The organism is Enhydrobacter sp. (genome assembly GCF_030246845.1).
Lineage (GTDB): Bacteria > Pseudomonadota > Alphaproteobacteria > Reyranellales > Reyranellaceae > Reyranella.
This window is the reverse complement of record NZ_CP126889.1, coordinates 4509729-4533498: the sequence shown is the minus strand read 5'-3', so window position 1 is coordinate 4533498 and position 23770 is coordinate 4509729. Positions and strand designations below refer to the sequence as shown.

The window sequence follows — 23770 nt, the reverse complement described above, 5'->3', positions numbered from 1 at the left end:
AACCCGCGCTAGGGTTGGGATCTCACGCGATGGACGGCCAGGCGCGGGCCGTAGCGCAGCCGGCCGTCCCGCAGGCCACCGCCTTCCAGTGCGGCGAGGCTGCTCGCAAAGGCGCCAAACAGCAGCGCGGCGGCGAGCCACAGCGCGAAGTTGCGGGCGGCCCGCCGGGCCGCATCGGCCGTCACCCTCATTTGCCCGACCACCTCGGAAATCCGCTGTTCTGCCTGGCCCTGATCGAGGCCTGTGTACACAGTCACGATCTGTCCCATATAGGCCCGGTCCTCCGTCGCGAGCCCATCGGCCCGCCGTGCCCCGCCTTCGGGAAGGCTCTGCAACAGAAGACGGCCGAGCATTGCGCGCGTCTCCGCGAGCGCTGGCCCGCCGAGCACGACCGGGCGCACGGTTTGCGTCCTGTCGGCGGTCGAACCGGGGGTGCCGGGTGCGGGAGCCGGCTGGGGTGCCGTAAGCTGCGGCCGCAGCAGGCGATCGACATAGGGCGCGGTATCGAAGCGCTCGCCGTTTCGACCGGTCGAGGCGACGCCGAGCGCCGTGCCCAAGATGGCCGCCGCGGCAGTGGCAAGGACCGAAGCGCCCAGCACGGTCGCGAATGCCCACGCAAGGAAGCCGTGCGCCGTATCGCGGAAATAGACTTCGTGCTCGTCCACCCCCAGCCAGCGCCGCCGCAGGCGGCCGGCGATGTAGCCACCGATGGCCGACGCGATGATGGCGGCGAGCATGAGATAAATACCGGCCCCGGTCGCGGCGTGGGTGGTCCGGAATCCCGGGTGGCTCCACGGCGAAACGGCCGACAGCCCGATGCCCGTGCCCAGCGCCGCCAGGAACAGCATGAGGGCGGCGGTCACGAAGCCGCCGGCGATGACGGCCCCCCATGACACGGCGGACAACGGCGTATCGTCAGGGATCACTTCGGTCGTGGCACTGGCCATCGTGTCCTCCGTCGGGCTACTGCGGGGGAAAACGGCAACGCTCACAGGGGGTTCCACTATGGCAGCGGGGTTGATAGGAGCATCCTTGCGTCGCCCCGCGCTCGACCGACATGAGGAACGCCATGACACGTGGCCTGCTTTTGGCCCTCGCCGGCCTCGTCCTCGCGCTCATGACCGTGGCTGCCTGCACGACAAAGCCCACGATCCAGGGTGCTTCCCTAGCCACGGTGCAGGCCCACATCGACGCTGCGACCCGGGCCGCCGGATCCGACCTCAAGCCGTTCCTCGCTCTCTGCAAGCCGGCGCCCGCCACCCGCCCCAAGGGTGACGACCACAGGCTGGCCGCGCTGATCGCCAAGCCGGCGCCGCCACCGGGCAAGGCATTCGACAATCTCTATTTCCTGGGCGACGCCTGGGTGAGCGCCTGGGCGCTCGACACGTCGGACGGCATCATCCTTCTCGATGCGCTCAACAACGGCAAGGAAGCGGCGCGGCTGATCGAGGGCGGTCTGCGCCAGTTGGGCCTCGACCCGGCGCGCATCAAGTACATCGTCGTCACCCATGGTCACGGCGACCACTATGGCGGCGTGAACTACCTCGTCGGCCGCTACCGTCCGCGGGTCGTCATGAGCGACGCCGACTGGACCATGACCGCGACCAATCTCGAGTTCCGCTCGGCCTACTGGGATGCACCGCCGCACCGGGTCAAGGGGCGGGATATCGCCGCACACGACGGCGAGGCCATCACGCTGGATGGCACCACGGTCACCCTCTACGTCACGCCGGGTCACACGCTCGGCGCTATCTCGCCGGTCTTCGACGTCACCTGGCACGGCGTGCGCCACCGCGTGCTCGAATGGGGCGGCACCGGCTTCAATTTCGGCGCCGATTTTGCCCGGCTCGACGCCTATATCGCCTCGACCGACCGTATGCAGGCGCTGGCGCAGCAACAGAAGATCGATGTCCTGATCTCGAACCATTCCTCGTTCGACGAGGCGCCGGCCAAGCTCGCGCGCCTGCGCGCCGCGCCCGACGGTTCCAATCCGTTCGTGATCGGAACCTCGGCCGTCCAGCGCGCCCTCGACGTGATGGGCGAGTGCGCCCGCGCCCAGCGCGATCGTTTCGCGATGGTGAAGTAGCCTGCCTCAGGCTGCCCGGGCGGCAGAACCCGCCAGGCAGCCATCGAGATAGGCCACCATGCGCGCGACGTCGGCCTCGATCTCCTGCTTGAGGTGATGCCCCGCCACGCCGTCGCCGTGCATGTGCCAGTCGACCTCCTGCATGGTAAGGTAGACCCGCAGGATCCCCGCGGCGAGCGCATGGCGCAGGGCGGCGCGCTCGCGCGCCGGACGGCTCGCCGCATCCCTCGTCTCCTCGCGGCAGATCGCCTCCAGGAAAGGCTCGATGTAGTTGCTGTGCCACAGCGTCTGACGCGGCGCGCCGTCGAGCGAGGCCGGCGCGAAGGAAATCGGGCTGCCGTCGAACCGCCGCAACTCCAGCCCGTCGGTGTCCATGTAGGCCCACGGCCGCACCTGATCCCAGATCAGCCGGGAGAAGCGCTCGTCGAGACGTCGGCGCTCGGCCGGATCGAGCTGTCGGGAAAGCGAAGGCATGCCCACTTATGCCTCGGGAAACGGGACCCGGTCCACCGCCTCGCCCCGAGATCTGCTCGACGCAGAGCGATTGATCGCCTTCGCATGGAAGAGCACGATCGGGCATGAGCGCAGCAGCGACACTGGACGGCGAGGCGCCCGACGCCGCACCGTCTCCCGTGGTCGCTGCCATCCTGTTCGGGTTGCGGCTCTCGGCTTCGGTGCTGCTGGCGCTGTTCGTCGCCTACAAGCTCGAACTCGAGAATGCCTTCTGGGCCGGCACCTCGGCCGGCATCGTCTGCCAGCCGGTGCTCGGCGCCTCTCTCCGCAAAGGCCGCTTCCGTGCCATCGGCACGGTGATCGGCGCCATCGCCATCGTCGTTTTGACAGCCGCTTTCCCGCAGGACCGCTTCGGGATGCTGGCCGCATTGACGCTGTGGTGCGGGCTTTGCGGCTTCCTCGCCACCATCCTGCGCAACTTCGCGAGCTATGCCGCCGCGCTCGCGGGCTACACGGCGGCGATCGTCTTCGCCGATGCCGTCAATGCCCCCGGCGAAGCCTTCGAGCTCGCCGTGATGCGCGGCACCGAGATCGGCATCGGCATCGTGAGTGCAGGCCTCGTGCTCACCCTCACCGACTTCGGCCGGGCGCGCGCCACCCTCGCGCGTTCCTTCACGGCGACGCTCGACACGATCGCACACGGGCTCGCCGAGACGCTCGCCATCGGCGGCGATCCGCCCTCCGCCCGAGCCCGCCGCCGCGATCTGGTCGGCCGGGTCGTCGGCCTGCATGCGGCGGTCGACGAGGCGATCGGCGAATCGGCCGAGCTGCGCTACCGGCGCCAGGCGCTGCAGGCCGGCATCGAGGGCTTCTTCTCGGCGCTGTCCTCGTGGCGGGCCATCGCCAACCATCTCGAGGTCATGGGCAGCGACTGGCATCGCGCGCTCGCCGCCCGACTGCGGTCGATGCTGACCATGGACGGCCGCGCCTTCAACCGGACGGCGCGGCGGCTGCTGGCACTGCCGACGCCGGACGTCGCGACGCGCTTCATGATCGACAACCTCGTGCGCGCCCAGCTCGCCCTGCAACGGGCGGCCGACAGTCTCGGCCTGATCGAGGGCAGCCGCCGCGAAGCCCCCCGGCGCGGCCGCTTGCACCTCGTCGTGCCGGATCTCATGCCGGCCTTCGTGAACGCCTTCCGCGTCGTCGTGGCGCTGGCGGCGGCCGAGCTGTTCTGGATCGAGACCGCCTGGTCGGCCGGGCCGATGATGGTCACCTTCGCGGCGGTTGGCGTGATCCTGTTCTCGCCGCGCGAGGAAGCCTACTCCGCCGTGATCGGCTTCACCGTCGGCACCATGCTGGCCGCGGCGCTGGCGGCGGTCGTGAATTTCGCCGTCCTGCCCGCCTTTTCCGACTTCACCTCGTTCGCCGTGGTCGTGGCGCTGGTGCTGACGCCGCTCGGTGCGCTCTCCACCGGCACGCGCGGGCGAGCGATCTTCCTCGGCATGGCGGCCAACTTCATCCCGTTGCTCGGTCCCTCGAACCTGCCGCACTACGATGTCGGCAACTTCCTGAATCTCGCCCTCGGGATCGTGGGCGGCACCGTGACGGCGGCGCTCGCCCTGCGCCTCGTGCCACCGCTCTCGCCTGCCTACCGTGTCGAGCGCCTTCTGGCGCGCGCCTTGCGCGACACGCGGCGCCTGGCCGTCGCGCGCCGCGGCCCCAATCGCGGCGCCTGGACCACCCTGATGTCCGAGCGCCTGGCCGCCTTGCCTGCCGAAACCTCGCCCGAGCAGGGCGCGCGGCTAGTCGCCGCCCTGTCGGTCGGCGACTCGATCATCTTCCTGCGCCGCCCGCACCGGACGCTCGACGCACGCGCGACCCTCGACCGCGCGCTCGCCGATTTTGCGGCCGGCAATGCGCAAGCGGCGCGCGACCGGCTTTACGCCTTCGAGCAGTTCCATGCCGCGGGCGGCGGCGAGGCCACGACGGAACAATTGCGCTGCCGGGTGGCGGCACGGGTCATTGCCGATGCCATCGACCGCCATCGTAACTTCTTCGCCATGCCCCCACGGCAGGTGCTGGCGTCGCTCTCGCCGCTCGGTATGCTCGCTCATGCGCTACACTGACTTCGATCTGTTCGGCGTCTACGTCGCGCCGATCGCGCCCATGCTCCTGCTGGCCTGGCTCGCGACATGGCCGTTGCGCCGCCTCGCCGACCGCTGGGACCTGGCGCGCCGGGTCTGGCACCCCGCCCTGTTCAACAGCGCCGTCTATGTGATGGTCCTGTCGGCGATCGTCCTCGCCGCGGGCCGGCTGTGAGAGGCACGACGGCAGTCCTGGGCCGGATCGCGCTGACGGTGCTCGCCGTCGTGCTGGCCGCCCTGCTCGGCCGGTTGGCCTGGCAGGCCTATATGGAGACACCCTGGACGCGCGACGGCACGGTGCGCGCCTATGTGATCCGGATCGTGCCCGAGGTGTCGGGCCAGATCGTCGAGCTGCCGATCAAGGCCGACCAGGCCGTGCGCAAGGGCGACCCGCTGCTGCAGATCGACAAGACCGACTACAAGCTCGCCCTCGATAACGCACAGGCCGTGCTGGCCCAGTCCCAGGCCAACCTCGACAATACGCGCCTGCAGGCCGAGCGGCGGCTGAAGCTCAGTGCGCTCTCGATCTCGGTCGAGGAGCAGCAGACCTACGCCGCGCAGGCCCGCATCGCCGAGGCCAATCTCGACCAGGCCAAGACTGCGCTCGAGCGTGCCCGGGTGAACCTGCAGCGCACCCGGCTGGCCTCGCCGGTCAATGGCTACGTCACCAACCTCACGGTCCAGGCCGGCGACTACGCCACCGCCGGCCAGCGCGTGCTGTCGCTGGTCGACACCGACAGCTACTGGGTCGAGGGCTACTTCGAGGAGACCCAGCTCCGCCGCATCAAAATCGGCGATCGCGCGCTGGTGTCGCTGATGGGCTATCGGACGCCGATCGAGGGCCATGTCGCCGGCATCTCGCACGGCATCATGATCCCCAACGCCCAGCCCGACGCCGCGGGCCTGCCCTCGGTCAATCCGATCTTCACCTGGATCCGCCTCGCCCAGCGCATCCCCGTCCGCGTCGAGCTCGATTCCGTGCCCAAAGACGTCACCCTCGCCATCGGCCTCACCGCCACGGTCGAGATCGTGGAGCGGTGATCGGCCCCTCACCCCGCATCCGCGATCCGCTCCAGCACCGGCAGCAGGTACTTGCGGAACTGCGCCGGGTTCTCGCTCATGGGAAAGTGGCCGAGCCCCTCCATCACCCGGAACGAGGTCGCCTTCACGAGCTTCGCGAGCTCGGCGGTGAGCGCGGGCGTGGCGGAGATGTCGTACTCGCCCGTCAGCAGGTGAAGCGGGCAGCGCCTGGTGTCGAGCCCGTCCAGCAGCCCGTTCCGCAGATCGCCGTCGGTGAAATAGTAGTGCAGGTCGCCCAGGAAGATGCCGGGGCCACCCTGCATGTAGTGCCAGAGCGTCTCCCATTTCTCCGCTTCCGGCGACGTCGGCGCGATCAGGCAGGCGACCGAACCCGCCGCCGCCTCCTGCCCGTGCACGTCGGGCCGGTGCAGGATGCCGAGATCGCGCAGCCGCGTGTCGGCGCCCGGATCGGCATGGGTCGCCGACTGCAGCCCGATCGCCGCCCGGAAGTAGTTGCCATGGCGCAGCGCCAGGTGCAGTACCGCGCGCCCGCCGATCGAGCAGCCCATCACCACCGGCTGCTCGAGCTTGAGCGCGCGGCAGACCGCCATCACCGTATCGACATAGAGATCGGTGGTGAGCCGATAGCGCTCGCGCTCGAAGCCGGGCGGCGGTGAGCTCTTGCCGTGCCACGGCAGATCGAAAGCGATCACCCGGAAACGCGCCGTGATCCCGCGATCGTTCAGGAGCGCGCGATACTGCCGCCCGTCGGCGCCGGCGGTGTGCAGGCAGACCAGCGGTATCCCCTGCCCCGCCTCTTCGAAATAGATGCGATGCGGCCGCCCGTCGAGATCGAGCCGCAGATACCGCCCGACAACGGGCTCGATCATGGGCTCTTCCGGACCGCGAGCATCCTGCTCGCTCATGCTCTTGTCGACCGTCCTCAACGACGCAAAGAGCTGCGCCAGGAACAGCAGATGCCGCCCGAACTCCAGCACATCGCCCTCGACCCGCAGATGCCCCATGCGCACCATGGCGACGATGCTCTGATAGCCCACCGCCGGCACCGGTTTGGCAAACTCGTCCCATGCCTCGGGACTGGCGATCAAACTGAACGCGGCGTCGGGGGATGCGCCGGTGGCGACGCTCACTTCGTCAGCAATCAAAACTGAATAGATATCGTTTCCGCTCTGGATCACCATCCGCAAGTCGGCCGAGCGCCCGCGAACGCAACTCGCACCTGGCGTTCCAGCCAATTCGTCGAACCTCATCCGCCCTTCCCTCCCAGGCCGTCGCCTTGCGCTTGCGCGCAGCGCCGCCACAATTCCTGTGGCAACGTCGTCATTCATAGTATGCTTGCGGTCAAGACTTTCCCGCAGGCACACATCCCCGAACTATGCGATCGATGACACTGCCGAAATTCGATCGGCAGACGGAGCCAGAGCCCATATGCGGACGCTTGCGCTGCGCCCTCGCAGGGTCTCCTCCCCTTTGTCACGCAGCTGGCCGAGCAAGACCTTCAGGTCTGTCGGCAGCGCTCCATCGAGGCTCGAGACCACTGCATCGGCGACGACCAGCGGTGTCTGCAGCCTGCGCGTCAGCGCCTGAAGGCGGTTCGCGGTGTTCACGGTGTCGCCGATCACGGTGAAGGACAGGCCTTGGTCGCTGCCGACATCACCCAGCACCGCCAGCCCGTAGTTGACACCGATCCCGACCGCGAGCTCGGGCTCGCCGCGTGCGGTCCGCTGGGCATTCCATACCTCCAGCGCGCCCAGCATGCGGCCGGCGCAGCGGAGGGCATGCGCCGCGTCATCGGGCGCCGGGGTTGGCAGGCCGAAAACCGCGAAGATCGAGTCGCCGATATACTTCTCGATCGTGCCGCCGCAGGCGAAGATCTCGGCAGCCATGCGCTCATGGAAATCGCGCAGCAGAGCAACCACAGCTTCCGGCTCCATTTTCTCCGCCATGCGCGTGAAGCCCACGATGTCGACGAACAGGACGGCCACGGTCTCGCGCCGCACCGGCCCCAGCGGCTCGTCGCGGTCAGCCAGCAAGCCGACGAGGTTAGGCGAGAAATAGCGTGCGAGATTGGCGCGAGCCCGCTCGGCCGCGGCCCGCTTGCGGTCGAGTTCGCGTACGCGCGCGATGTCGCCCAGCGTCTTCCTGATCGTGATATCGAGGTCCTTGAGATCGACCGGCTTGGTGACAAAGTCGAAGGCCCCGCGGTTCATGGCGGTTCGGATATTGGCCATGTCACCGTAGGCCGAGACGATCACGGCCCGCACCGGCGACTGGCGTTCCTGCAACACCGACAGGAGTGTCAGGCCGTCCATCACTGGCATATTGATGTCGAGCAGCATCAGCTCGATCGCCGGATCGGCCGCGAGCGCCGCGAGCGCTTCCTCGCCGTGATGGGCGAAGCTGAAGGCGTACTCCTGTGCGCGGATTTGACGGCGGAACTGCTGGCGCACGAGCAGCTCGAAGTCGGCTTCGTCGTCGACGGCGAGGATTCTGGCAGGCCCCGTCATCGAGCTCTCCGTCACGCCGCCGGAACCGGCAGTTGCGCGAGCTGGCGCTTCAGGACGTCGAAATCGACGGGCTTGGCGATGAAGGCGGCGGCACCGCGCTCACCGGCCGTGCGGCGACGCTCGTCATCGCTGTAAGCCGTCACCATCATCACTGCGAGCTCCGCCCAGCGCTTCTTGATTTCGCCCAGCAGCGTCAGCCCATCCATGCCGGGCATGTTGATGTCGGACAGGATGACGATGACCTTGGGCCGGATGCCATCGGCCAGCATGGCGAGCGCAGCCTCGCCGGAGTCGGCGAAGTGGAGGACGTAGACGCCCTCGCGCACCTCGCGGCGGAAGCGCTGGCGGAACAATTCGGCAACGTCGGGCTCGTCGTCGACGATCAGGATGCTGACGCTCATGCCGGTCTTCCCTCGGTCGTGGGCCCACGCCGCGGCAAGCGAACGGTGAACTCCGTAAACATGCCCGGTGCGCTCTCGACCTCGATCGTCCCGCCGTGCTGCTGGGTGACGATGTCGTAGCTGATCGACAGGCCAAGGCCCGTACCCTCGCCGGTCGGCTTGGTGGTGAAGAAGGGCTGGAACAGCCGCGCCCGGTGCTCCGGCGAGATGCCGGTACCGTTGTCGCGGATGGCGATCTCGACCGCCACACCGAGATCCCTGGTGCGCACCTTGAGTGTGGGCCGGAACGAAGCGTCGCCACCCAGGTGTGCCCGCCGCGCGACGGCGTAGAAGCCGTTACCGATCAGGTTCAGGAATACGCGCGTCACATCCTGGGGCACGATCTCGATCGGTACAATGTCGGGCTGCAGATCGCGGTCGAGGGTGACATTGAAGCTCTGGTTTTGCGCGCGCGCGCCGTGATAGGCGAGGTTGAGCGCCTCCTCGAGCACAGCGTTGATGTCGACGCTCTGGCGGTCACCGCTGCCCCCGCGGGAGTGCAGCAGCATGCTGCGGACGATGCCGTCGGCGCGCCGGCCGTGACTCGCGATCTTGTCGAGATTGGTGTTCAGGAGCTCGATCGTCTCGTCGATCTCGGTGCGTCGACCGACGTCGAGCGACTCGCGGATGGGCATCATCGTCTCCTTGAGCTCATCCAGCAGCTCGACGGAGAGGCCAGCGAAGTTGTTGACGAAGTTCAGCGGGTTTTTGATCTCGTGCGCGATGCCGGCGGTGAGCTGGCCGAGCGAGGCCATCTTCTCCGCGTGGATCAGACTCGACTGCGCCGTCTTGAGGTCTCCGAGTGCGGCTTCTGCGACGTCGCGGGCGGCCCGGATCCTTTCCTCCGCGCGCTTGCGCTCGGTCACGTCGCTGTAGATCAGCACGAAGCCGCCACCCGGCACGGCGTTCCGCCGCGCCTCTATCACCGTGCCGTCGGGCCGCGTGCGCTCCAGCCGCAGTTCCCTGTCGGTGTTCTCCATGCGGGCTGCGAGCGCGGCCTCGACGTCCTCGGTGCCGAACTCGCCACGCTCGGCGAGAAGCCGCAGGTATTCGGCGTAGGAGGGCCGCACCGCCACTTCCTCGTCGGAAAGCCCGATGATGCGCTGGAAGTTGCGGTTCCAGGCGGCGAGCCTGAGATCGGCGTCAAACATCGCCACGCCGTCACCCATGTTGTCGAAGGTGACGCTGAGCTCCTGCTCGCGCCGCGTCAGCTCGCCCAACAGGCGCGCATTCTCCATGGCGATCACCGCCTGGTCGGCAAAGGTCCTGATCAGTGCGATCTGCCGATCCGTGAAGGGCTCGACCTTCTGTCGCGTGATGACGATCACGCCGATGACCTGCTCGTTTTGCATCAGCGGCACGCCGAGCATGCTGCCAACGCGGCCGACAGTCACCGTCTCGGTCATCGCGTATTCGGCATCTTGTCCGACATCCGCGATATGAACGGCCTTCCGCTCGAGGGCGGTGCGGCCGATAAGGGTGGTACGGTCGATCGTGAAGGTCCGCGCAAGCAGGATGGCATCCATCTCCGGAACGCTTTGCCGAGTAATGGCGTAGCGGAAGACATCGCCCTCGCGTATCGCGATGCCGCCATTTTCGACATCGCACAGTTTCTTTGCCGCCGACAGCATCGTCTCGAACACCGGCTGGATGTCCGAGGCCGAGCGGCTGATGACCTCCAGCAGCTCGCTGGTGGCGGTCTGGTACTCGAGCGACTCCTGCAGATCGTCGGTGCGCTCGCGCAGCTCGTCGAACAGCCGCGCGTTCTCGATAGCGATGACTGCCTGGTCGGCGAAGCTGCTTACCAGCTCGATCTCCTTGGACGTATACGGCGCCACCCGGGTGCGGCCGAGCACGAACACGCCGACCAGCGTGTCTTCGCGCAGCAGCGGGATGCCGAGCATGGTGCGGAAGCCCGCGATCCGCTGGCCCTCGTTGTACGTGTATTCGGGATCGCTGCAGACGTCCTCGATGTGGACCGGCCGGCGCTCCAACGCCGCACGGCCACTCGTCGTGCCGCGCTCGGGCAGGAAGGGATGGGTGCGAATGTATTCCTCGCCCTCCGGCGACACGCCGTAGGCCGCTACCAGATGATGCAGCTCATCCTGGCGGCGGAACATGTAGGCCTGGTCGGCCTGACAGAGTCGCGCCACGCGCTCGACCAGCGTCTCGAGCACCGTCTTGAGGTCGACTGACGAGCGGCTGATGACTTTCAGCACGTCGCCGGTGGCGGTGAGTTCGTCGACCGAACGCGCAAGCTCGGCTTGGCGCTGGCGCAGCTCGTCGAGCAACCGCGCGTTCTCGATCGCAATCACCGCCTGGACGGCAAAGTTCTGCACCAACGCGATCTGCTTGTCCGAGAAGGGCCGTACTTCCGGGCGATACACGCCGAAAGCGCCGAGCAGAATGTTGTCCTTGCGCAGCGCTACATTCAGGAGAGTGCGCGCGCCGCCCAGCCGGACATAGGCACTCCGCACGCGGTTGTTGGCGCGATACAGCTCCGTTGCGGCCAAATCCGGTATGTGAACGACGCTGCCGCCGCTCACGAGCTCCTGGAGACTCGCCGAAGTCTCGACTGGCACCGGCTCGCGGACAAACTCGGCAAGCGCGTCCGGTATGGCGTGCGTGGCGACCACGGAGAATTGCTTGCCATCGTAAAGCCAAAGGACGCCAAATCCGGCCTCGCAAAGCCGCGTCGCCCTTTCCAGCATCGCGTCGAAGACCGGCGCGAGATTGCCGGGCGAGGCGTTGATGACCTGCAGCACCTCGGCCGTCGCGGTTTGCTGCTCCAGCGCCTCGCGCTGCTCGGTGAGCAGCCTTGCATTCTCGATCGCGATTACCGCCTGCCTGGCAAAATTTTCGACGAGCTCGACTTCGTCCGGCTGGAACGGCTCGACCTTGTTCCGATAGATGAGAATTGCGCCGAGCAATTCCCTATCCTTCAGCATCGGGATATGCAGGGCCGTGCGTACGGCTGCGAAGGCGGGATTCAGACCGCGGACGGTGTCGTAGGCCGGCTCGGCGGCGCAATCCGGCACCTCGACGGTCCCCAAGGTCCGTCGCATCTGATCCAGGCCAGTCCCTGGCGGCGGATCGTGAATCCGCGAGAGCGTTGTGCTGTATTCCGCACCCACGGCATAGGTTGCGACCCCCTCGAAGCCCGCGCCGTCCATCAGCGCCAGCATTCCGAACGTTCCTCCGGAAATGCGTACGGCATTGGTCAGCACTGCTTCGAACACAGGCTCCAGACGTCCAGGCGATTCCGAGATGATTCGGAGCACCGCCGCGGTCGCTGTCTGCCGCTCCAGCGCGTCACGCAGCGCGCGCTCGTTTTCCTTGCGGGCCGTCACGTCGGTCACTGCGCCGATAAGCCGAACCGCTCGTCCGGCCGCGTTCCGGACGGACACGGCGCGATCTTCGACCCAGCGGTAAGCGCCGTCCGCGTGCCTTACCCGATACTCGCAGTCCAGCCGTCGGGTGGTTCCCTTGAAGCAGTTCCGCAAGGCGTTCCTGTAGCCCGCGAAGTCCTCGGGATGGACCAGTTCGTTCCAGTTCGCCGCCTTCAGCTCGCGGCCTTGAAACCCGAAAATCTCGATCAGGCGTTGTGACACCCAAAGGGCGTTCGTTTCGACGTTCCACTCGTAGATTCCCTCGGCCACAGCCTCGCTCACGAGAGCATGACGCGATTCGCTTTCGCGCAGCTCGTTCATCAGCCTTGCATTCTCGATGGCGATCACCGCCTGCGTTGCAAAGCTCTGCACCAGTGCGACTTCGTAGTCGGAGAACGCGCGCACTTCCTGGCGATAGACCGTCAGGCTCCCGCGCAGAACGCCTTCCTTGCGCAGGGCGACGACAAGGGCCGTGCGTGCGCCACCGAGATCGACCACGGCGCGGCGCAATGGCGAGCCGGATCGGTAGACCTCTTCATCCATCTGATCCAAGGTGTGGATCAGCTCTTCTCCTTCCAGCAGACGGGCGTGCGCGTCGCCCTTGCGCGGGTCGTCCATGCCGGCCGCGAAGTATTCTGCCAGGGCGGCAGGAACGCCTCGCGCGGCGGCCGGGGTGAAGCGCTGCCCGTCGTAGGTCGTGAGGAAGCCGAAGGCCGCACCGCACAGGGTCATGGCCTTTTCCAGCATGGCTTCGAACACCGGTTCGAGCGTACCGGGCGAAGCGTTGATGACCTGCAAAATCTCGGCGACAGCGTCCTCACGCTGCCGTGCCTCGTCGCGCTCGACTGTGCGCGCACGCAGTTCAGCGCTCAGCTCGTCAATGCGCCGCTGGAGGTCGGATACGCTCTGTGAAGAGGTTGCGGCATCGGCAGGCATATTCCCGCCCCCAAGGTGCCCAGCCACGGCGCGGACCATACCCCGGGTCAAGCCCGCATGGAAGGCGAACCCTGCGAACCCAGCGGGCGAGTGCTGTCCCTGCGCATTCCTACCTCTACGATCAGGTATAGGTTCTAGCAGGGACGCGCTCGCATTTGCCGACCAGATCGTGGAACCATAGACTCGCCGCCTCGGTTACTCGGAATAGCCCGATCCGTTGCCAGCAAGCGAGGTCGCCCATGCCACAGATCCGAACCGACAATCAGCCCGTCACCCAGATCACCATCGTCGAGGCGGAGCCGGACAAGCAGGCGGAGGCGCTGTCGGTGATGACCGAGCGCGCCCGCTTCATGGCGAGCCAGCCTGGGTTCGTGTCGATCAGCCTCCATCGCAGCCTCGACGGGCGGCGGATCGTGAACTACGTCCAGTGGAGCAGCCGCGAGCAGTTGCAGGCGGCGCACAAGTCGCCGCAGTTCCGCCGCGAGTGGGATCGCTTCGGCCGCACGACCGACGACATCGATCCGCACCTCTACGAGGTCTGCGAGATCGTGGACGGCAAGCGTTAGGAAGCCGGCGTCAGCCGTCGGAGGGAGCGAGCGCGGGCTGCTGCCCGGAGCGCGGCTGCGTGCGCTCGGCGCGCGAGCGCCACCAGCCCTGCAAGGCCATGCCGCCCACCATCGCTAGCACGAACAGAAGCACGCGCGGCGAGAGGCTTGCGATATTGACCACGGCCGGCCCGGGGCACAGGCCGACGAGCCCCCAGCCGAGGCCGAACAGCACCGAGCCCACGACCAGCGGCCGATCGATGTCCTTGCGCGTTGGCCATTGGTGACGTGCGGCGAAGAACGGCGCGCTGGCCCGCCGGGCGAGCGCGAAGCCCGCCGCGGAGACCGCGAGCGCGCCCGCCATGACGAAGGCGAGCGTCGGGTCCCAGCGGCCCAGGATGTCGAGGAAGCCCAGGACCTTGGCCGGCTGGGTCATGCCGGAAATCAGGAGGCCGGCGCCGAAGATCAGGCCGCAGACGAGGCTGGCGACGATGTTCATGGCTCAGCCTCCGAGGACGTGACGCACGACCGCCACGGTCGCCACCGCCACGGCCATGAAGATCGCCGTCGCCACCAGCGAACGCGGCGAGAAGCGCGCGATCCCGCAGACGCCGTGGCCGGACGTGCAGCCGCTGCCGAGCCTGGTGCCGAAGCCCACCAGCAGGCCGGCAGCGACGATCAGCAGCCAGCTCGCCGGCATATCGGGCACGGCCGGCGAGAGGCCGGCCAGGGCGAACAGAAGCGGCGCCGCGATCAGGCCGACGACGAACGCGATGCGCCAACCCTTGTCGGCGGTGCCCGGCGCCAGAAGGCCGCCGACGATGCCGCTGATGCCGGCGATGCGGCCGTTCAAGACCATCAGCAACACCGACGCGACGCCGATCAGCACGCCGCCCAGCAACGCCGACAGCGGATCGAATGGAGCCATGGCGCTTCCCTCCCGGTTTCGAGCGTACCGGAAGACCGCCCCCTCACCTAGTACCGACTATCGCTGGAGGCGGAGTCGTGATTCAAGGGTGGAATGAACATCGAGGAAGCGACGCCGATCGTGCTGTCGGACCAGGAACGGTCTGCGCTTGAAGCCATGATCCGCTCTCCGAAGACCGAGCACGGGATCGTCGAGCGGGCACGTATCGTGCTGTTGGCGGCGGAGGGCCGCTCGACACGCTCGATTGCCACCGAACTGGCGAGCTGGCCGGGGCGGGTGAGCCGCTGGCGCACACGCTTTGCGCGCGAGCGGCTGGCGGGCCTGCGCGACCTGCCGCGCCCCGGCGCGGCACCGCGCTACGACGCCGATACCGACAAGCGCATTCTGGCGCGGCTCGATCAGCCGCCGCCGGCAGGTTACGGCCGCTGGACGGCTCCGCTGCTGTCGCGCGAGCTGGGGGACGTGTCGGACCAATACATCTGGCGCTTCCTGCGCGCCAACAAGATCGACCTGGCCGCGCGCAAGTCGTGGTGTCAGACCGACGATCCCGACTTTGTCGCCAAGGCCGCCGAGATCGTTGGCCTCTACCTCGACCCGCCGCAGGATGCCATCGTACTGGCCGTCGACGAGAAGCCGCATATCCAGGCGCTGGAGCGGGCGCAGGGCTATCTGAAGCTGCCTGGCGGGCGAGCCCTTGGCGGGCACAGCCACGACTACAAGCGCCACGGCACCTCGACGCTGTTTGCCGCGCTCGAGCTTGCCACCGGCCAGGTAACCGCCGCTCACTACAAGCGGCGTCGCCGCGTCGAGTTCCTCGATTTCATGAACAGCATCGTCGCCGACTATCCCGACAAGCAGATCCACGTCATCCTTGATAATCTGTCGACCCACAAGCCCAAGCGCGATCGCTGGCTGGCCCGACATCCCAATGTCCGTCTTCACTTCACGCCGACCTACAGTTCCTGGCTCAACCAGATCGAAATCTGGTTCTCCATTCTCCAGAGAAACTCGCTCGCCGGCGCCTCCTTCACCGACATCCAACAGCTCAGGGACCACATCGATGCATTTGTCGACGCCTACAACGCTCGCGCCGTCCCCTTCGTCTGGACCAAGGCCGTCGTTCATCACAAGCCTCTCTAGTCCCGTTTCTCGGACTTATGATTCTCGGTACTAGCCTCTTCCGCTTGGGGGTGGGCTATCACCTATCGCGAAAAAGGCCGGTTGCAAGAAACGGTGTCGTCCTGAGCGCAGCGAGGGATCTTTCCTCTCGCCAACCAAAGATCCCTCACTCCGTTCGGGATGACACGGACGCGTTGGGCCGGGGGATAATCCCTATCGAATCACCCCTATTCCGCCGCCTTGGCCGTCGCCTTCGCGGCCCAAGACTTCAGCACCGGCAGCACCTCTTTGGCGAAGAGCTTCAGCCCGCGCTCGGAGACCTCGTAGGGCGTGCCGCCGAAGCGGAAGGCGACATTGAGCTCGAAGTCGCCCAGCAGTTTGCGGCGCTCCTCCAGCCCGCGCAGGATCTTGTCGGGCGTGCCCCAGCTCGCCGCCTTCATGAAGCCCGCCACCGCGCCCTCCAAGCCGCCCTTGCGGGCGATCTCGGCCTTCTGCTGGTAGGCGTCGTAGCCCTTCACCGTCTTGAAGTGCTCGCCCAGGAACTCGTAGTGGTAGAAGTTGCTCTCCACGAACTTGCCCTGGTACTGGCGCGCCTCCTGCTCGGTCTTGGCGAGGTCCGTGCCGCAGACGCAGAACTCGGTCAGCATGAGGTGCGGCGGCTCGGTGCCGTGATACTTGCGGTGCAGCTCGCGCCCGCGCTCGATCACCGGCAGGCGCATGTCCCACGGCCGGTCGGCGAACATCACCTGGTGCGCGCCGAGCCTGGCGGCCGAGTCGACGGAATCCTCGCTCGAGGCCACGGCATAAATGCGGCCCTCGAAGGAGTATTTCGGCCGCGGGCGGATCTCCGTGCGCGGCTGCTTGTAGAACTTGCCGTTGCCCTCGATGAAACCGGTGCGCAGCGCCTCGACGATCATCGGCGCCGCCTCGTCGAAGCGGGCACGCGACTCGTCCATGTTGACGCGGAAGGCGTTGAACTCGCGCCGCGCCAGCCCGCGCCCCATGCCGAAGCGCAGCCGGCCCTTGCTGAGCAGGTCGACCACGGCGGCGTTCTCGGCCACGCGCAGCGGATCGTGCCAGGGCAGGATCACCGCCGCCGTGCCGACATCGATGTCGGGACAGAGCGCGGTGAGATGCGCCATCAGCGCGAGATTGTCGGGCACGAAGGAATAGTCGTTGAAATGGTGCTCGGCCGACCACAGGCAGTCGAAGCCCGAATCGGCGGCGATGCGGGCGAGCCGGATGTCCTCGTTCCAGGCGCGATCGTCGGCGCAGTCCTGCCAGCCGTAGGTCGAGAAGATCATCATCATGCCGACATCCATCGGACCCTCCGCGCTCGCGTTCTACCCTTTCGCCGTGGAAATGCTTTCACGGAAGCATGATCGCTGCAAGGCGACGCTCTTTCGCTGATCGGCTTGTGCTGGACACAGCTCTTCCGGACCGCGAGCCTCCGGCTCGCTCATGAGCGCGCAAGATGCGCGCGGTCCCTATGACCTTGAAGCTATTCCGCCGCCTGTTTTGCCTCGGCCTGCCGCTGCATCTGCAGGACCTGCTCCCAGCCGCGATAGCCGGTGAAGTTGTCCTTGTCGAAGAACAGCACCGGTCCGTCGCAGAAGAAGAGATACTCGGCGTCCTCCAGTGCTTCTGTCGCGCCGTGCACCATGCCGTTCGTCTCGTGCAGGAAGTTGCCCGGCCCGTAGACGTTGTTGCGTACCTTGAGCTTGCCCGAGAGCACGAAGGCGAAGGCGGCGCTCAGATGCTTGTGCGGCGGTGCAACATAGCCCTTCTTCCACTTCAGCAGCACGGCCCAGCGGCCCGACTCCTGGCCGACCCATAGAACCTTGGTCCAGGCCTGTCCGGGCTTCGTCTCGATCCACGGAATCTCGCCCGAACGCGTGATCGAGTCGGCGAGCTCGCTGTTCACCGGGCGAATATCCTGCGGCAATGCCATGATTCCCTCCCTTTCGGTCGATTGCACAATGGTAGTGCAAATCGACGCGCAGCGCGCCGCCCCAAATTGATCACGCCTTGTTGCCTTGCCGCCGACCGAGCGGCCTCCGACATTGGCGGTCCGCGGCGTGCCGCGCCGGATCGCGAAACGTGACTGACTTGAACGCCGGACTGCCCCTCATCCGCTCTTGCCACATCCCGACGCCAGCGCTAGCGAAGGGAGCCACGCGACAGGGCAAGGAACGCTCGGGCAATCGGACCGGTCCGCACCGGACCATGTGAATCCGCTTCATGAAACGAGACACAGGGAGCTGAAAGTGCAGCAGACGGGCTTCGTCATCCCCAAAGTGGGGCTCAAGTCGTTGGGCCTGAAAAACCTGGCCAACGTTCACTGGAACCTGTCCGTGCCTGCGCTCTACGAGGAGGCGGTGCGACGGCGCGAGGGATCGATCGCCAACGGCGGCGCGCTGGTGGTGCGCACCGGCGTGCATACCGGCCGCTCGCCCAACGACAAGTTCTTCGTCGAGGATTCGGAGACCAAGGGCCGCATCGACTGGGGCAAGACCAACAAGCCCATGTCGCCCGAGCGCTACCGCGCGCTCTACAACCGCATGACGGCCTACGCCCAGCGCCGCGAGCTGTTCGTGCGCGATTGCTGGGCCGGCGCCGATCCCCAGCACCGCATCGGCGTGCGCGTGATCAACGAGACGGCCTGGCACAATCTGTTCGCGCGCAACATGTTCCTGCGCCCCACGCCGGAAGAGCTGGCCGACTTCGAGCCCGACTTCACTGTCCTGAACCTGCCCGGCTTCCAGGCCGAGCCGGCGCTCGACGGCACGGCGTCGGATTGCGCCGTGCTCGTGAACTTCACCGACCGCGTCGTCGCCATCTGCGGCACCTGGTACGCCGGCGAGATCAAGAAGTCGGTGTTCACCATCCTGAACTACCTGCTGCCGACGAAGAACGTGCTGCCCATGCACGCCTCGGCCAATTTTGGGCCGAAGGGCGATGTCGCGATCTTCTTTGGCCTCAGCGGCACCGGCAAGACGACGCTCTCGGCCGATCCGGCGCGCACCCTGCTGGGCGACGACGAGCATGGCTGGGGCGAGGACAGCCTCTTCAATTTCGAGGGCGGCTGCTACGCCAAGGTGATCAAGCTCTCGCGCGAGGCCGAACCCGAGATCTACGCCACCACCGAACGCTTCGGCACGGTGCTGGAGAACGTCGTGCACGATCCGTCCAGCGGCGCGCTCGATCTCGACGACGGGCGCCATACCGAGAACACCCGCGCCTGCTATCCGCTCGACTTCATCCCCAACGCCAGCGCCTCGGGCATCACCGGCACGCCCGAGAACATCATCATGCTGACGGCCGATGCGTTCGGCGTGCTGCCGCCGATCTCGCGGCTCAGCCCCGAGCAGGCGATGTACCATTTCCTCTCTGGCTACACCTCGCGCGTGGCCGGGACCGAGAAAGGCGTCACCGAGCCGCAGGCCACCTTCTCCACGTGCTTCGGCGCCCCCTTCATGCCGCTGCATCCGACAGTCTATGCCAAGATGCTGGGCGAGAAGATGGCGCGCCAGAACGTGAAGTGCTGGCTGGTCAACACCGGCTGGTCGGGCGGCGGCTTCGGCGTCGGCGAGCGCATGTCGATCCGCCACACGCGCGCCATGGTGCGCGCGGCGCTCGATGGCACGCTGGCCTCGGTCGCGTCGTCGCCCGATCCGCACTTCGGCCTGCAGGTGCCGAGCGCCTGCCCCGACGTGCCCCGCGACGTCCTCAATCCGTGCAACACGTGGAAGGACAAGAAGGCCTACGAGACCGCCGCGCGCGACGTAGCGCAGCGCTTCGAGAAGAACTTCGAGCAGTTCGAAGGCCATGTCGACGGCAAGGTGAAGCAGGCCGCCATCCGCGCCGCGGCCTGACCCCTCCGTCGGCGTAAGACGCCGATACCTCGCCACGGCGTGGGGAGGAGAGTCTTTGCCTCCCCATTCATATGGGAGGTGGCCCGAAGGGCCGGAGGGGTCAGACGATCCGGCTGGTCTTGTTGCCCCAGTAGCGGTCGCGCAGCAGTCGCTTGTAGAGCTTGCCGGTCGGCAGACGTGGCAGCTCGGGCTCGAAGTCGATCGAGCGCGGCACCTTCTGACGCGCGAGGTGCCGGCCGCAGAAGGCGATCAGCTCCTCGGCGATCGCGGGGCCGGGCGCAATGTCGGGCATGAGCTGGACCACCGCCTTCACCTCCTCGCCGAGATCGGCGTTGGGCACGCCGAACACGGCGGCGTCGGCGACCTTGGGATGGGTGATCAGGAGGTTCTCGCATTCCTGCGGGTAGATGTTCACCCCGCCGGAGATGATCATGAAGGTGGCGCGGTCGGTGAGATAGAGATAGCCGTCGCTGTCGACATAGCCCACGTCGCCCACCGTGCTCATCGTGCCGTCGGACGAGCGCGCCTCCCGGGTCCTGGCCGGATCGTTGAAATACTCGAAGGGCGTCGCGGTCTTGAACCACAGCGTGCCCGGTGTGCCGGCCGGCAGCTCGTTCATGTCGTCGTCGAGCACATGCAGCTCACCCAGCAGGACGCGGCCGACCGTGCCGCGATGGGCCAGCCATTCCTGCGAATTGCAGGCAGTGAAGCCCAGCCCTTCGGTCGCGCCGTAATATTCGTGGATGATCGGCCCCCACCATTCGATCATCTGCTCCTTGACCTGCACCGGGCACGGCGCGGCCGCATGGATGGCGATCTCGAGCGATGACAAATCGTAGCGCTTGCGCGCCGCCTCGGGCAGCTTGAGCATGCGCGAGAACATGGTCGGCACGAGCTGGCTATGGGTGACGCGGTGCTTCTCGACAAGCTGCAGATAGGTCTCGGCGTCGAAGCGCTCCATGATGACGGCCGTGCCGCCCATGCGGATGGTGAGATTGACCGCCGCCTGGGGCGCGGAGTGGTAGAGCGGCGCGGGCGAGAGGTAGATCATGTCCGGCCGGTACTGCCAGAGCTTCTCCAGGAAGGTGAAGATCGGAAGCTGCTGGGCGGGCGGCTGCTCGGGCAGCGGCCGCACGATGCCCTTGGGCCGGCCGGTCGTGCCCGATGAATAAAGCATCGCGGTGCCCAGCGATTCGTCGGCGATCGGCGTCGCCGGCAGGTCGGCGGTCGCCTGCTCGAGGTTGAGGATGCGGTCGCCCTCGCCGGGGCCGTCGACCACGAGGCAAAGCTCGACCCTGGGGCAGAGCGGCAGGGCAGCCAGGGCCACCTCGCGCTTGGCCTGCGACGTGATCAGCACCCGCGATTCGCTGTTGTTCAGGATGTAGGCCAGCTCCTCGACGGTGAGGTAGGAGTTCACGCAGGTGTAATAGTGGCCCGACCGTTCGCCGGCGGCGCAGCATTCGACATAGCGGGCATTGTTCTCCATGTAGATCGAATAGTGGTCGAGGCGTCGCAGGCCACGCTTGCGCAGCAAGTGGGCCAGCCGATTGCTGCGCGCTTCGAGCTCGCCGTAGGTGATGGTCTCGCCGGTCGCGGCCATGATGACGGCCGCCTGTCCGGCGCGCGTGGCCGCGTGCTGGCCCGAATACATGGGCATTCCCTCCTGTCTCGTTGACGCAACGTTGGCCCAGCCGTGCTGCGCAAATCAAGCATGCGCCGACGCCGCCCAACAACGGCATGCTTCATCGTCGAAAGAATATCGGAGGCCGGCAGGCTTCGACCACGCAGGCCGCACAGCTTCAGCGCTTCAGAGGCCAGAGCTGGGAACTGTTCGGCGATATCATGCACGCCGAGAGCAGCTGGCCGTAACGCAAGAAAAAGCCCCGCCGCCTCTTGTCGAGGCGCGGGGCGGTGCCCTCCCTGGTTCGGCCGCCGGTACCTCCGCGGTCGACCTCGACAAGGAAGGAGCGATCGTCAGTCGATCGCCTTGAGATTTTCGGCCGCGGTCTTGCCGCTGCGGCGGTCGGGCACGAGCTCGTACTCGACCTTCTGGCCTTCACGCAGACCATCGAGCCCGGCGCGTTCCACCGCGCTGATATGGACAAAGGCGTCGGCGCCGCCCTTGTCCGGCTGGATGAATCCGAAGCCCTTGGTGGCGTTGAACCACTTCACAGTTCCCGTAGCCATGGGAAGATAGCCTTTCACGACGTAGATATGCTGACCGCCCTGCCTCGCGGCAGGGACGGCTGTCGAATGCGCACTGGTGTTCGGGATCAGTCGATGGCGCTCTCCCGACCGCATCGGGCGTCGCCAAAAATCGTCCGTCTATCGACGTCGCCTATATGGACATCGTCGCGCGCCGTTTCAAGCGCCGACATTCCGCCGCCGCCTTCAGGAATAGGCCGGCAATTTCGCTGTCGAGGTGGCGCGCGCAAGCGGCCCGTCCGGCCGGCCGCCCAACATGCCTTCGATGACGCCGCGCAACTCGTCGGGATCGAACGGCTTGGCGACCAGGGGCGCCGACCGGTAGGCCTGCGGCACGATCGACAACTGGCTGTAGCCGGTCAGGAAGGCGAAGGGGATCTTTCGCTCGGTCAGCACGGCGCAGATCGGAAAGCAGAACCGGTCGTCCAGGTTGACGTCGAGAATGGCCCCGTCGATCGACGCCTGCCGGGCATAGACAAGGCCTGTCTCCAGCCCGGATGCCGGTCCAACCGGCTGCATGCCGCAATCGATGACGAAATCGCAGACGACCTCGGCCAGCAGGTAATTGTCTTCGACAACGAGGATTTTCGATCCTGCAACCACCGGGGGACCTGCTTCGCCTTGCGGGCCGCACCATAGTCGAGGGGTCGGTGCATAAGCTGTGATCAAATTAGGGCGGACTTGACTCACGGTCGTGCATTGGAGCCCTCGGCCACGCGGCCCATCGGTCCATTTGCCCGATCCTCTATCCTCTGACCGCCAGCGCCCGGTTCTCGAGCCGGCTCAGCAGTCGCACGACGGGCCACAGGATCAGGAAATAGATCACCGCCGCCATCACGATGGGCGTTGGATTGAAGGTGACGCTCTGGGCCTGCCGCGCCTGGAACAGGAGTTCGGGTACCGCCACCACGCTGCCGAGCGAGGTGAGCTTCACCACCTCCAGCGTGTTCGACAGGAGGTCGGGCAGGACGTTGCGCACCGCCTGGGGCAGGACGACCCAGGTCATGGTCTGCAGGCTCGACAGGCCGGTCGAACGGGCGGCCTCCACCTGGCTGCGCGGGATGGATTCGATGCCGGCGCGCAGGATCTCGCCGTAGTAGGCGCCGGTGTTCAGGAAGAAGGCGATGGCGACGCAGGCGAAGCCGCCCAGCTCGAGGCCCGCAAACGGCAGGCCGGCGAACAGCAGGATCAGCAGGACGAGCGGCGGGAAAGCGCGGAAGAAGTCCACCCAGGCCATCAGCGGCCAGCGCGCCGCCGGGCTTTTCGCCTGGCCGAGCAGCGCCAGGATCAACCCGCCGATCAGGCCGAGCGGCACGACCAGCAGCGACAGCAGCACCGTGTTCAGGAGGCCCGCCAGCACGATCGGCATGGCCGCCCGGGCGATCTCCGCGTTGAAGAAGGACTGGACTATCTCTTCCATGCGAACCGGGTCTCGATCCAGCGCGCCAGCACCACGACCGGCAGGAAGAGCACGAGGTAGGCGGCGGCGCCCATCATCAGCGGCGAGGGATTGTAGGAGTTCGATACCGCCGAGCTCGCCATGCCCAGGATCTCGTGCAGGGCGACGACCGTGCCGAGCGCCGTTCCCTTGGTGATGGCGATGGTGCGGTTGGTGAGCGGCGCCACCGTGAGCCGCAGGGCTTGCGGCAGCACCACGGACAGCAGGGTCTGGCCGAACGAGAGACCGGTCGAGCGGGCGGCCTCCCACTGCCCCTTGGCGACCGAGGTGATCCCGGCCCAGAAGATCTCCTCGGCGAAGGCCATCAGCACCAGCGCCAGCGACAGCCAGGTCGAGACGAAGGCCGAGGCGGAGATGCCCGCCGAAGGCAGGCCGAAATAGACCAGGACGATGATCACCAGCGGCGGCAGCGAGCGGAAGAGATCGACCACGAAGATGATCAGCCAGTTGAGCGGCCGGATGGCGAGGCTGCGGATCAGCGCCAGCAGCAGCCCGGCGCCGATCCCGCTGACGACGATCAGCGCCGCGAGCTCGATCGTGACCACCGTGCCGTGCAGGATGTCCGGCAGGTACTTCGCCATGACCTCCGCATTGAAGAAGGTCTTGAGGAAGTGATCCCAGGCGCTCATGGCCGGCCAAT

The 23770-nt window shown here is 66.9% G+C and carries 22 protein-coding genes; 7 read left to right on the top strand and 15 right to left on the bottom strand.

Annotated elements, in window-relative coordinates:
• Nucleotides 1–8: 8 nt before the first annotated feature.
• The gene (locus OJF58_RS22565; RefSeq protein WP_300780056.1) at nt 9–947 is read right to left on the bottom strand and encodes a hypothetical protein; all 939 of its coding nucleotides are present in this window, start codon (nt 945–947) and stop codon (nt 9–11) included.
• Nucleotides 948–1069: 122 nt separating this feature from the next.
• On the opposite strand from OJF58_RS22565, the gene OJF58_RS22560 reads away from it, so the two are divergent.
• Entirely contained in the window at nt 1070–2086 is a 1017-nt protein-coding gene (locus OJF58_RS22560; protein WP_300780054.1) for an MBL fold metallo-hydrolase, read from the top strand.
• A 6-nt stretch (nt 2087–2092) separates the two neighbouring features.
• Here OJF58_RS22560 and OJF58_RS22555 read toward each other — a convergent pair whose 3' ends face one another.
• Nucleotides 2093–2560 carry a hypothetical protein gene (locus tag OJF58_RS22555; RefSeq protein WP_300780053.1) on the bottom strand — a complete coding sequence of 156 codons (468 nt, stop codon included), beginning with the start codon at nt 2558–2560 and terminating at the stop codon, nt 2093–2095.
• Nucleotides 2561–2664: 104 nt separating this feature from the next.
• Between OJF58_RS22555 and OJF58_RS22550 the strand changes: the two genes are divergently transcribed.
• From OJF58_RS22550 to OJF58_RS22540, 3 genes are read left to right on the top strand one after another with little or no spacing between them, the layout of a single operon-like run.
• A complete protein-coding gene (locus OJF58_RS22550) occupies nt 2665–4668 on the top strand; it encodes an FUSC family protein (RefSeq protein WP_300780051.1) in 2004 nt (667 codons plus the stop codon).
• Nucleotides 4655–4861, top strand: coding sequence for a DUF1656 domain-containing protein (locus OJF58_RS22545; protein ID WP_300780050.1), 207 nt, complete (start codon nt 4655–4657; stop codon nt 4859–4861). The genes OJF58_RS22550 and OJF58_RS22545 overlap by 14 nt, the downstream gene beginning before the upstream one ends.
• Entirely contained in the window at nt 4858–5727 is an 870-nt protein-coding gene (locus OJF58_RS22540; protein WP_300780049.1) for an HlyD family secretion protein, read from the top strand. The genes OJF58_RS22545 and OJF58_RS22540 overlap by 4 nt, the downstream gene beginning before the upstream one ends.
• An 8-nt stretch (nt 5728–5735) precedes the next feature.
• Here OJF58_RS22540 and OJF58_RS22535 read toward each other — a convergent pair whose 3' ends face one another.
• The 4 genes from OJF58_RS22535 to OJF58_RS22515 form a co-directional block, all read right to left on the bottom strand.
• Nucleotides 5736–6857, bottom strand: a complete 1122-nt coding sequence (locus tag OJF58_RS22535) for an alpha/beta hydrolase (RefSeq protein ID WP_300780048.1) — start codon at nt 6855–6857, stop codon at nt 5736–5738.
• A gap of 243 nt (nt 6858–7100) precedes the next feature.
• Nucleotides 7101–8234: an adenylate/guanylate cyclase domain-containing protein gene (locus OJF58_RS22530; RefSeq protein ID WP_300780047.1), complete on the bottom strand. Its 1134-nt coding sequence runs from the start codon at nt 8232–8234 to the stop codon at nt 7101–7103.
• A gap of 11 nt (nt 8235–8245) precedes the next feature.
• Nucleotides 8246–8635, bottom strand: coding sequence for a response regulator (locus OJF58_RS22525; protein WP_300780046.1), 390 nt, complete (start codon nt 8633–8635; stop codon nt 8246–8248).
• Nucleotides 8632–13038: a GAF domain-containing protein gene (locus OJF58_RS22515; protein WP_366526794.1), complete on the bottom strand. Its 4407-nt coding sequence runs from the start codon at nt 13036–13038 to the stop codon at nt 8632–8634. The genes OJF58_RS22525 and OJF58_RS22515 overlap by 4 nt, the downstream gene beginning before the upstream one ends.
• 200 nt (nt 13039–13238) lie before the next feature.
• Between OJF58_RS22515 and OJF58_RS22510 the strand changes: the two genes are divergently transcribed.
• Complete coding sequence (locus OJF58_RS22510) at nt 13239–13565, top strand: antibiotic biosynthesis monooxygenase family protein (protein WP_300780044.1); 327 nt, start codon at nt 13239–13241, stop codon at nt 13563–13565.
• Nucleotides 13566–13575: 10 nt separating this feature from the next.
• Here OJF58_RS22510 and OJF58_RS22505 read toward each other — a convergent pair whose 3' ends face one another.
• Both OJF58_RS22505 and OJF58_RS22500 read right to left on the bottom strand, forming a co-directional pair.
• Nucleotides 13576–14043 (bottom strand): YeeE/YedE family protein, encoded by a 468-nt coding sequence (locus OJF58_RS22505; RefSeq protein ID WP_300780043.1) that lies wholly within the window; start codon nt 14041–14043, stop codon nt 13576–13578.
• 3 nt (nt 14044–14046) lie between these two features.
• Nucleotides 14047–14472, bottom strand: coding sequence for a YeeE/YedE family protein (locus OJF58_RS22500; RefSeq protein WP_300780042.1), 426 nt, complete (start codon nt 14470–14472; stop codon nt 14047–14049).
• Between the two features lie 93 nt (nt 14473–14565).
• Between OJF58_RS22500 and OJF58_RS22495 the strand changes: the two genes are divergently transcribed.
• A complete protein-coding gene (locus OJF58_RS22495; protein WP_300780041.1) occupies nt 14566–15612 on the top strand; it encodes an IS630 family transposase in 1047 nt (348 codons plus the stop codon).
• 206 nt (nt 15613–15818) lie between these two features.
• Here OJF58_RS22495 and OJF58_RS22490 read toward each other — a convergent pair whose 3' ends face one another.
• Nucleotides 15819–16913 (bottom strand): LLM class flavin-dependent oxidoreductase, encoded by a 1095-nt coding sequence (locus tag OJF58_RS22490; RefSeq protein ID WP_300780040.1) that lies wholly within the window; start codon nt 16911–16913, stop codon nt 15819–15821.
• Between the two features lie 179 nt (nt 16914–17092).
• Complete coding sequence (locus OJF58_RS22485; protein ID WP_300780038.1) at nt 17093–17542, bottom strand: cupin domain-containing protein; 450 nt, start codon at nt 17540–17542, stop codon at nt 17093–17095.
• Between the two features lie 316 nt (nt 17543–17858).
• Here OJF58_RS22485 and OJF58_RS22480 point away from each other — a divergent pair, with 316 nt between their 5' ends.
• Nucleotides 17859–19466 (top strand): phosphoenolpyruvate carboxykinase, encoded by a 1608-nt coding sequence (locus OJF58_RS22480; RefSeq protein WP_300780036.1) that lies wholly within the window; start codon nt 17859–17861, stop codon nt 19464–19466.
• 100 nt (nt 19467–19566) lie between these two features.
• Here OJF58_RS22480 and OJF58_RS22475 read toward each other — a convergent pair whose 3' ends face one another.
• The 5 genes from OJF58_RS22475 to OJF58_RS22455 form a co-directional block, all read right to left on the bottom strand.
• A complete protein-coding gene (locus tag OJF58_RS22475; protein ID WP_300785366.1) occupies nt 19567–21117 on the bottom strand; it encodes an AMP-binding protein in 1551 nt (516 codons plus the stop codon).
• Nucleotides 21118–21440: 323 nt separating this feature from the next.
• Nucleotides 21441–21653: a cold-shock protein gene (locus OJF58_RS22470; protein WP_300780034.1), complete on the bottom strand. Its 213-nt coding sequence runs from the start codon at nt 21651–21653 to the stop codon at nt 21441–21443.
• Between the two features lie 204 nt (nt 21654–21857).
• Entirely contained in the window at nt 21858–22274 is a 417-nt protein-coding gene (locus OJF58_RS22465) for a response regulator (protein WP_300780033.1), read from the bottom strand.
• A gap of 142 nt (nt 22275–22416) precedes the next feature.
• A complete protein-coding gene (locus OJF58_RS22460; RefSeq protein ID WP_300780032.1) occupies nt 22417–23091 on the bottom strand; it encodes an amino acid ABC transporter permease in 675 nt (224 codons plus the stop codon).
• Nucleotides 23079–23759 (bottom strand): amino acid ABC transporter permease, encoded by a 681-nt coding sequence (locus OJF58_RS22455; protein WP_300780031.1) that lies wholly within the window; start codon nt 23757–23759, stop codon nt 23079–23081. The genes OJF58_RS22460 and OJF58_RS22455 overlap by 13 nt, the downstream gene beginning before the upstream one ends.
• Nucleotides 23760–23770: the final 11 nt, after the last annotated feature.

Bases quoted from the DNA above. Each gene is read 5' to 3' on its own strand.
- OJF58_RS22565 (WP_300780056.1), bottom strand. From the start codon at position 947: ATGGCCAGTGCCACGACCGAAGTGATCCCTGACGATACGCCGTTGTCC.
- OJF58_RS22560 (WP_300780054.1), top strand. From the start codon at position 1,070: ATGACACGTGGCCTGCTTTTGGCCCTCGCCGGCCTCGTCCTCGCGCTC.
- OJF58_RS22555 (WP_300780053.1), bottom strand. From the start codon at position 2,560: ATGCCTTCGCTTTCCCGACAGCTCGATCCGGCCGAGCGCCGACGTCTC.
- OJF58_RS22550 (WP_300780051.1), top strand. From the start codon at position 2,665: ATGAGCGCAGCAGCGACACTGGACGGCGAGGCGCCCGACGCCGCACCG.
- OJF58_RS22545 (WP_300780050.1), top strand. From the start codon at position 4,655: ATGCGCTACACTGACTTCGATCTGTTCGGCGTCTACGTCGCGCCGATC.
- OJF58_RS22530 (WP_300780047.1), bottom strand. From the start codon at position 8,234: ATGACGGGGCCTGCCAGAATCCTCGCCGTCGACGACGAAGCCGACTTC.
- OJF58_RS22525 (WP_300780046.1), bottom strand. From the start codon at position 8,635: ATGAGCGTCAGCATCCTGATCGTCGACGACGAGCCCGACGTTGCCGAA.
- OJF58_RS22515 (WP_366526794.1), bottom strand. From the start codon at position 13,038: ATGGTCCGCGCCGTGGCTGGGCACCTTGGGGGCGGGAATATGCCTGCC.
- OJF58_RS22510 (WP_300780044.1), top strand. From the start codon at position 13,239: ATGCCACAGATCCGAACCGACAATCAGCCCGTCACCCAGATCACCATC.
- OJF58_RS22505 (WP_300780043.1), bottom strand. From the start codon at position 14,043: ATGAACATCGTCGCCAGCCTCGTCTGCGGCCTGATCTTCGGCGCCGGC.
- OJF58_RS22500 (WP_300780042.1), bottom strand. From the start codon at position 14,472: ATGGCTCCATTCGATCCGCTGTCGGCGTTGCTGGGCGGCGTGCTGATC.
- OJF58_RS22495 (WP_300780041.1), top strand. From the start codon at position 14,566: ATGAACATCGAGGAAGCGACGCCGATCGTGCTGTCGGACCAGGAACGG.
- OJF58_RS22490 (WP_300780040.1), bottom strand. From the start codon at position 16,913: ATGGATGTCGGCATGATGATGATCTTCTCGACCTACGGCTGGCAGGAC.
- OJF58_RS22485 (WP_300780038.1), bottom strand. From the start codon at position 17,542: ATGGCATTGCCGCAGGATATTCGCCCGGTGAACAGCGAGCTCGCCGAC.
- OJF58_RS22475 (WP_300785366.1), bottom strand. From the start codon at position 21,117: ATGTATTCGGGCCAGCACGCGGCCACGCGCGCCGGACAGGCGGCCGTC.
- OJF58_RS22470 (WP_300780034.1), bottom strand. From the start codon at position 21,653: ATGGCTACGGGAACTGTGAAGTGGTTCAACGCCACCAAGGGCTTCGGA.
- OJF58_RS22460 (WP_300780032.1), bottom strand. From the start codon at position 23,091: ATGGAAGAGATAGTCCAGTCCTTCTTCAACGCGGAGATCGCCCGGGCG.
- OJF58_RS22455 (WP_300780031.1), bottom strand. From the start codon at position 23,759: ATGAGCGCCTGGGATCACTTCCTCAAGACCTTCTTCAATGCGGAGGTC.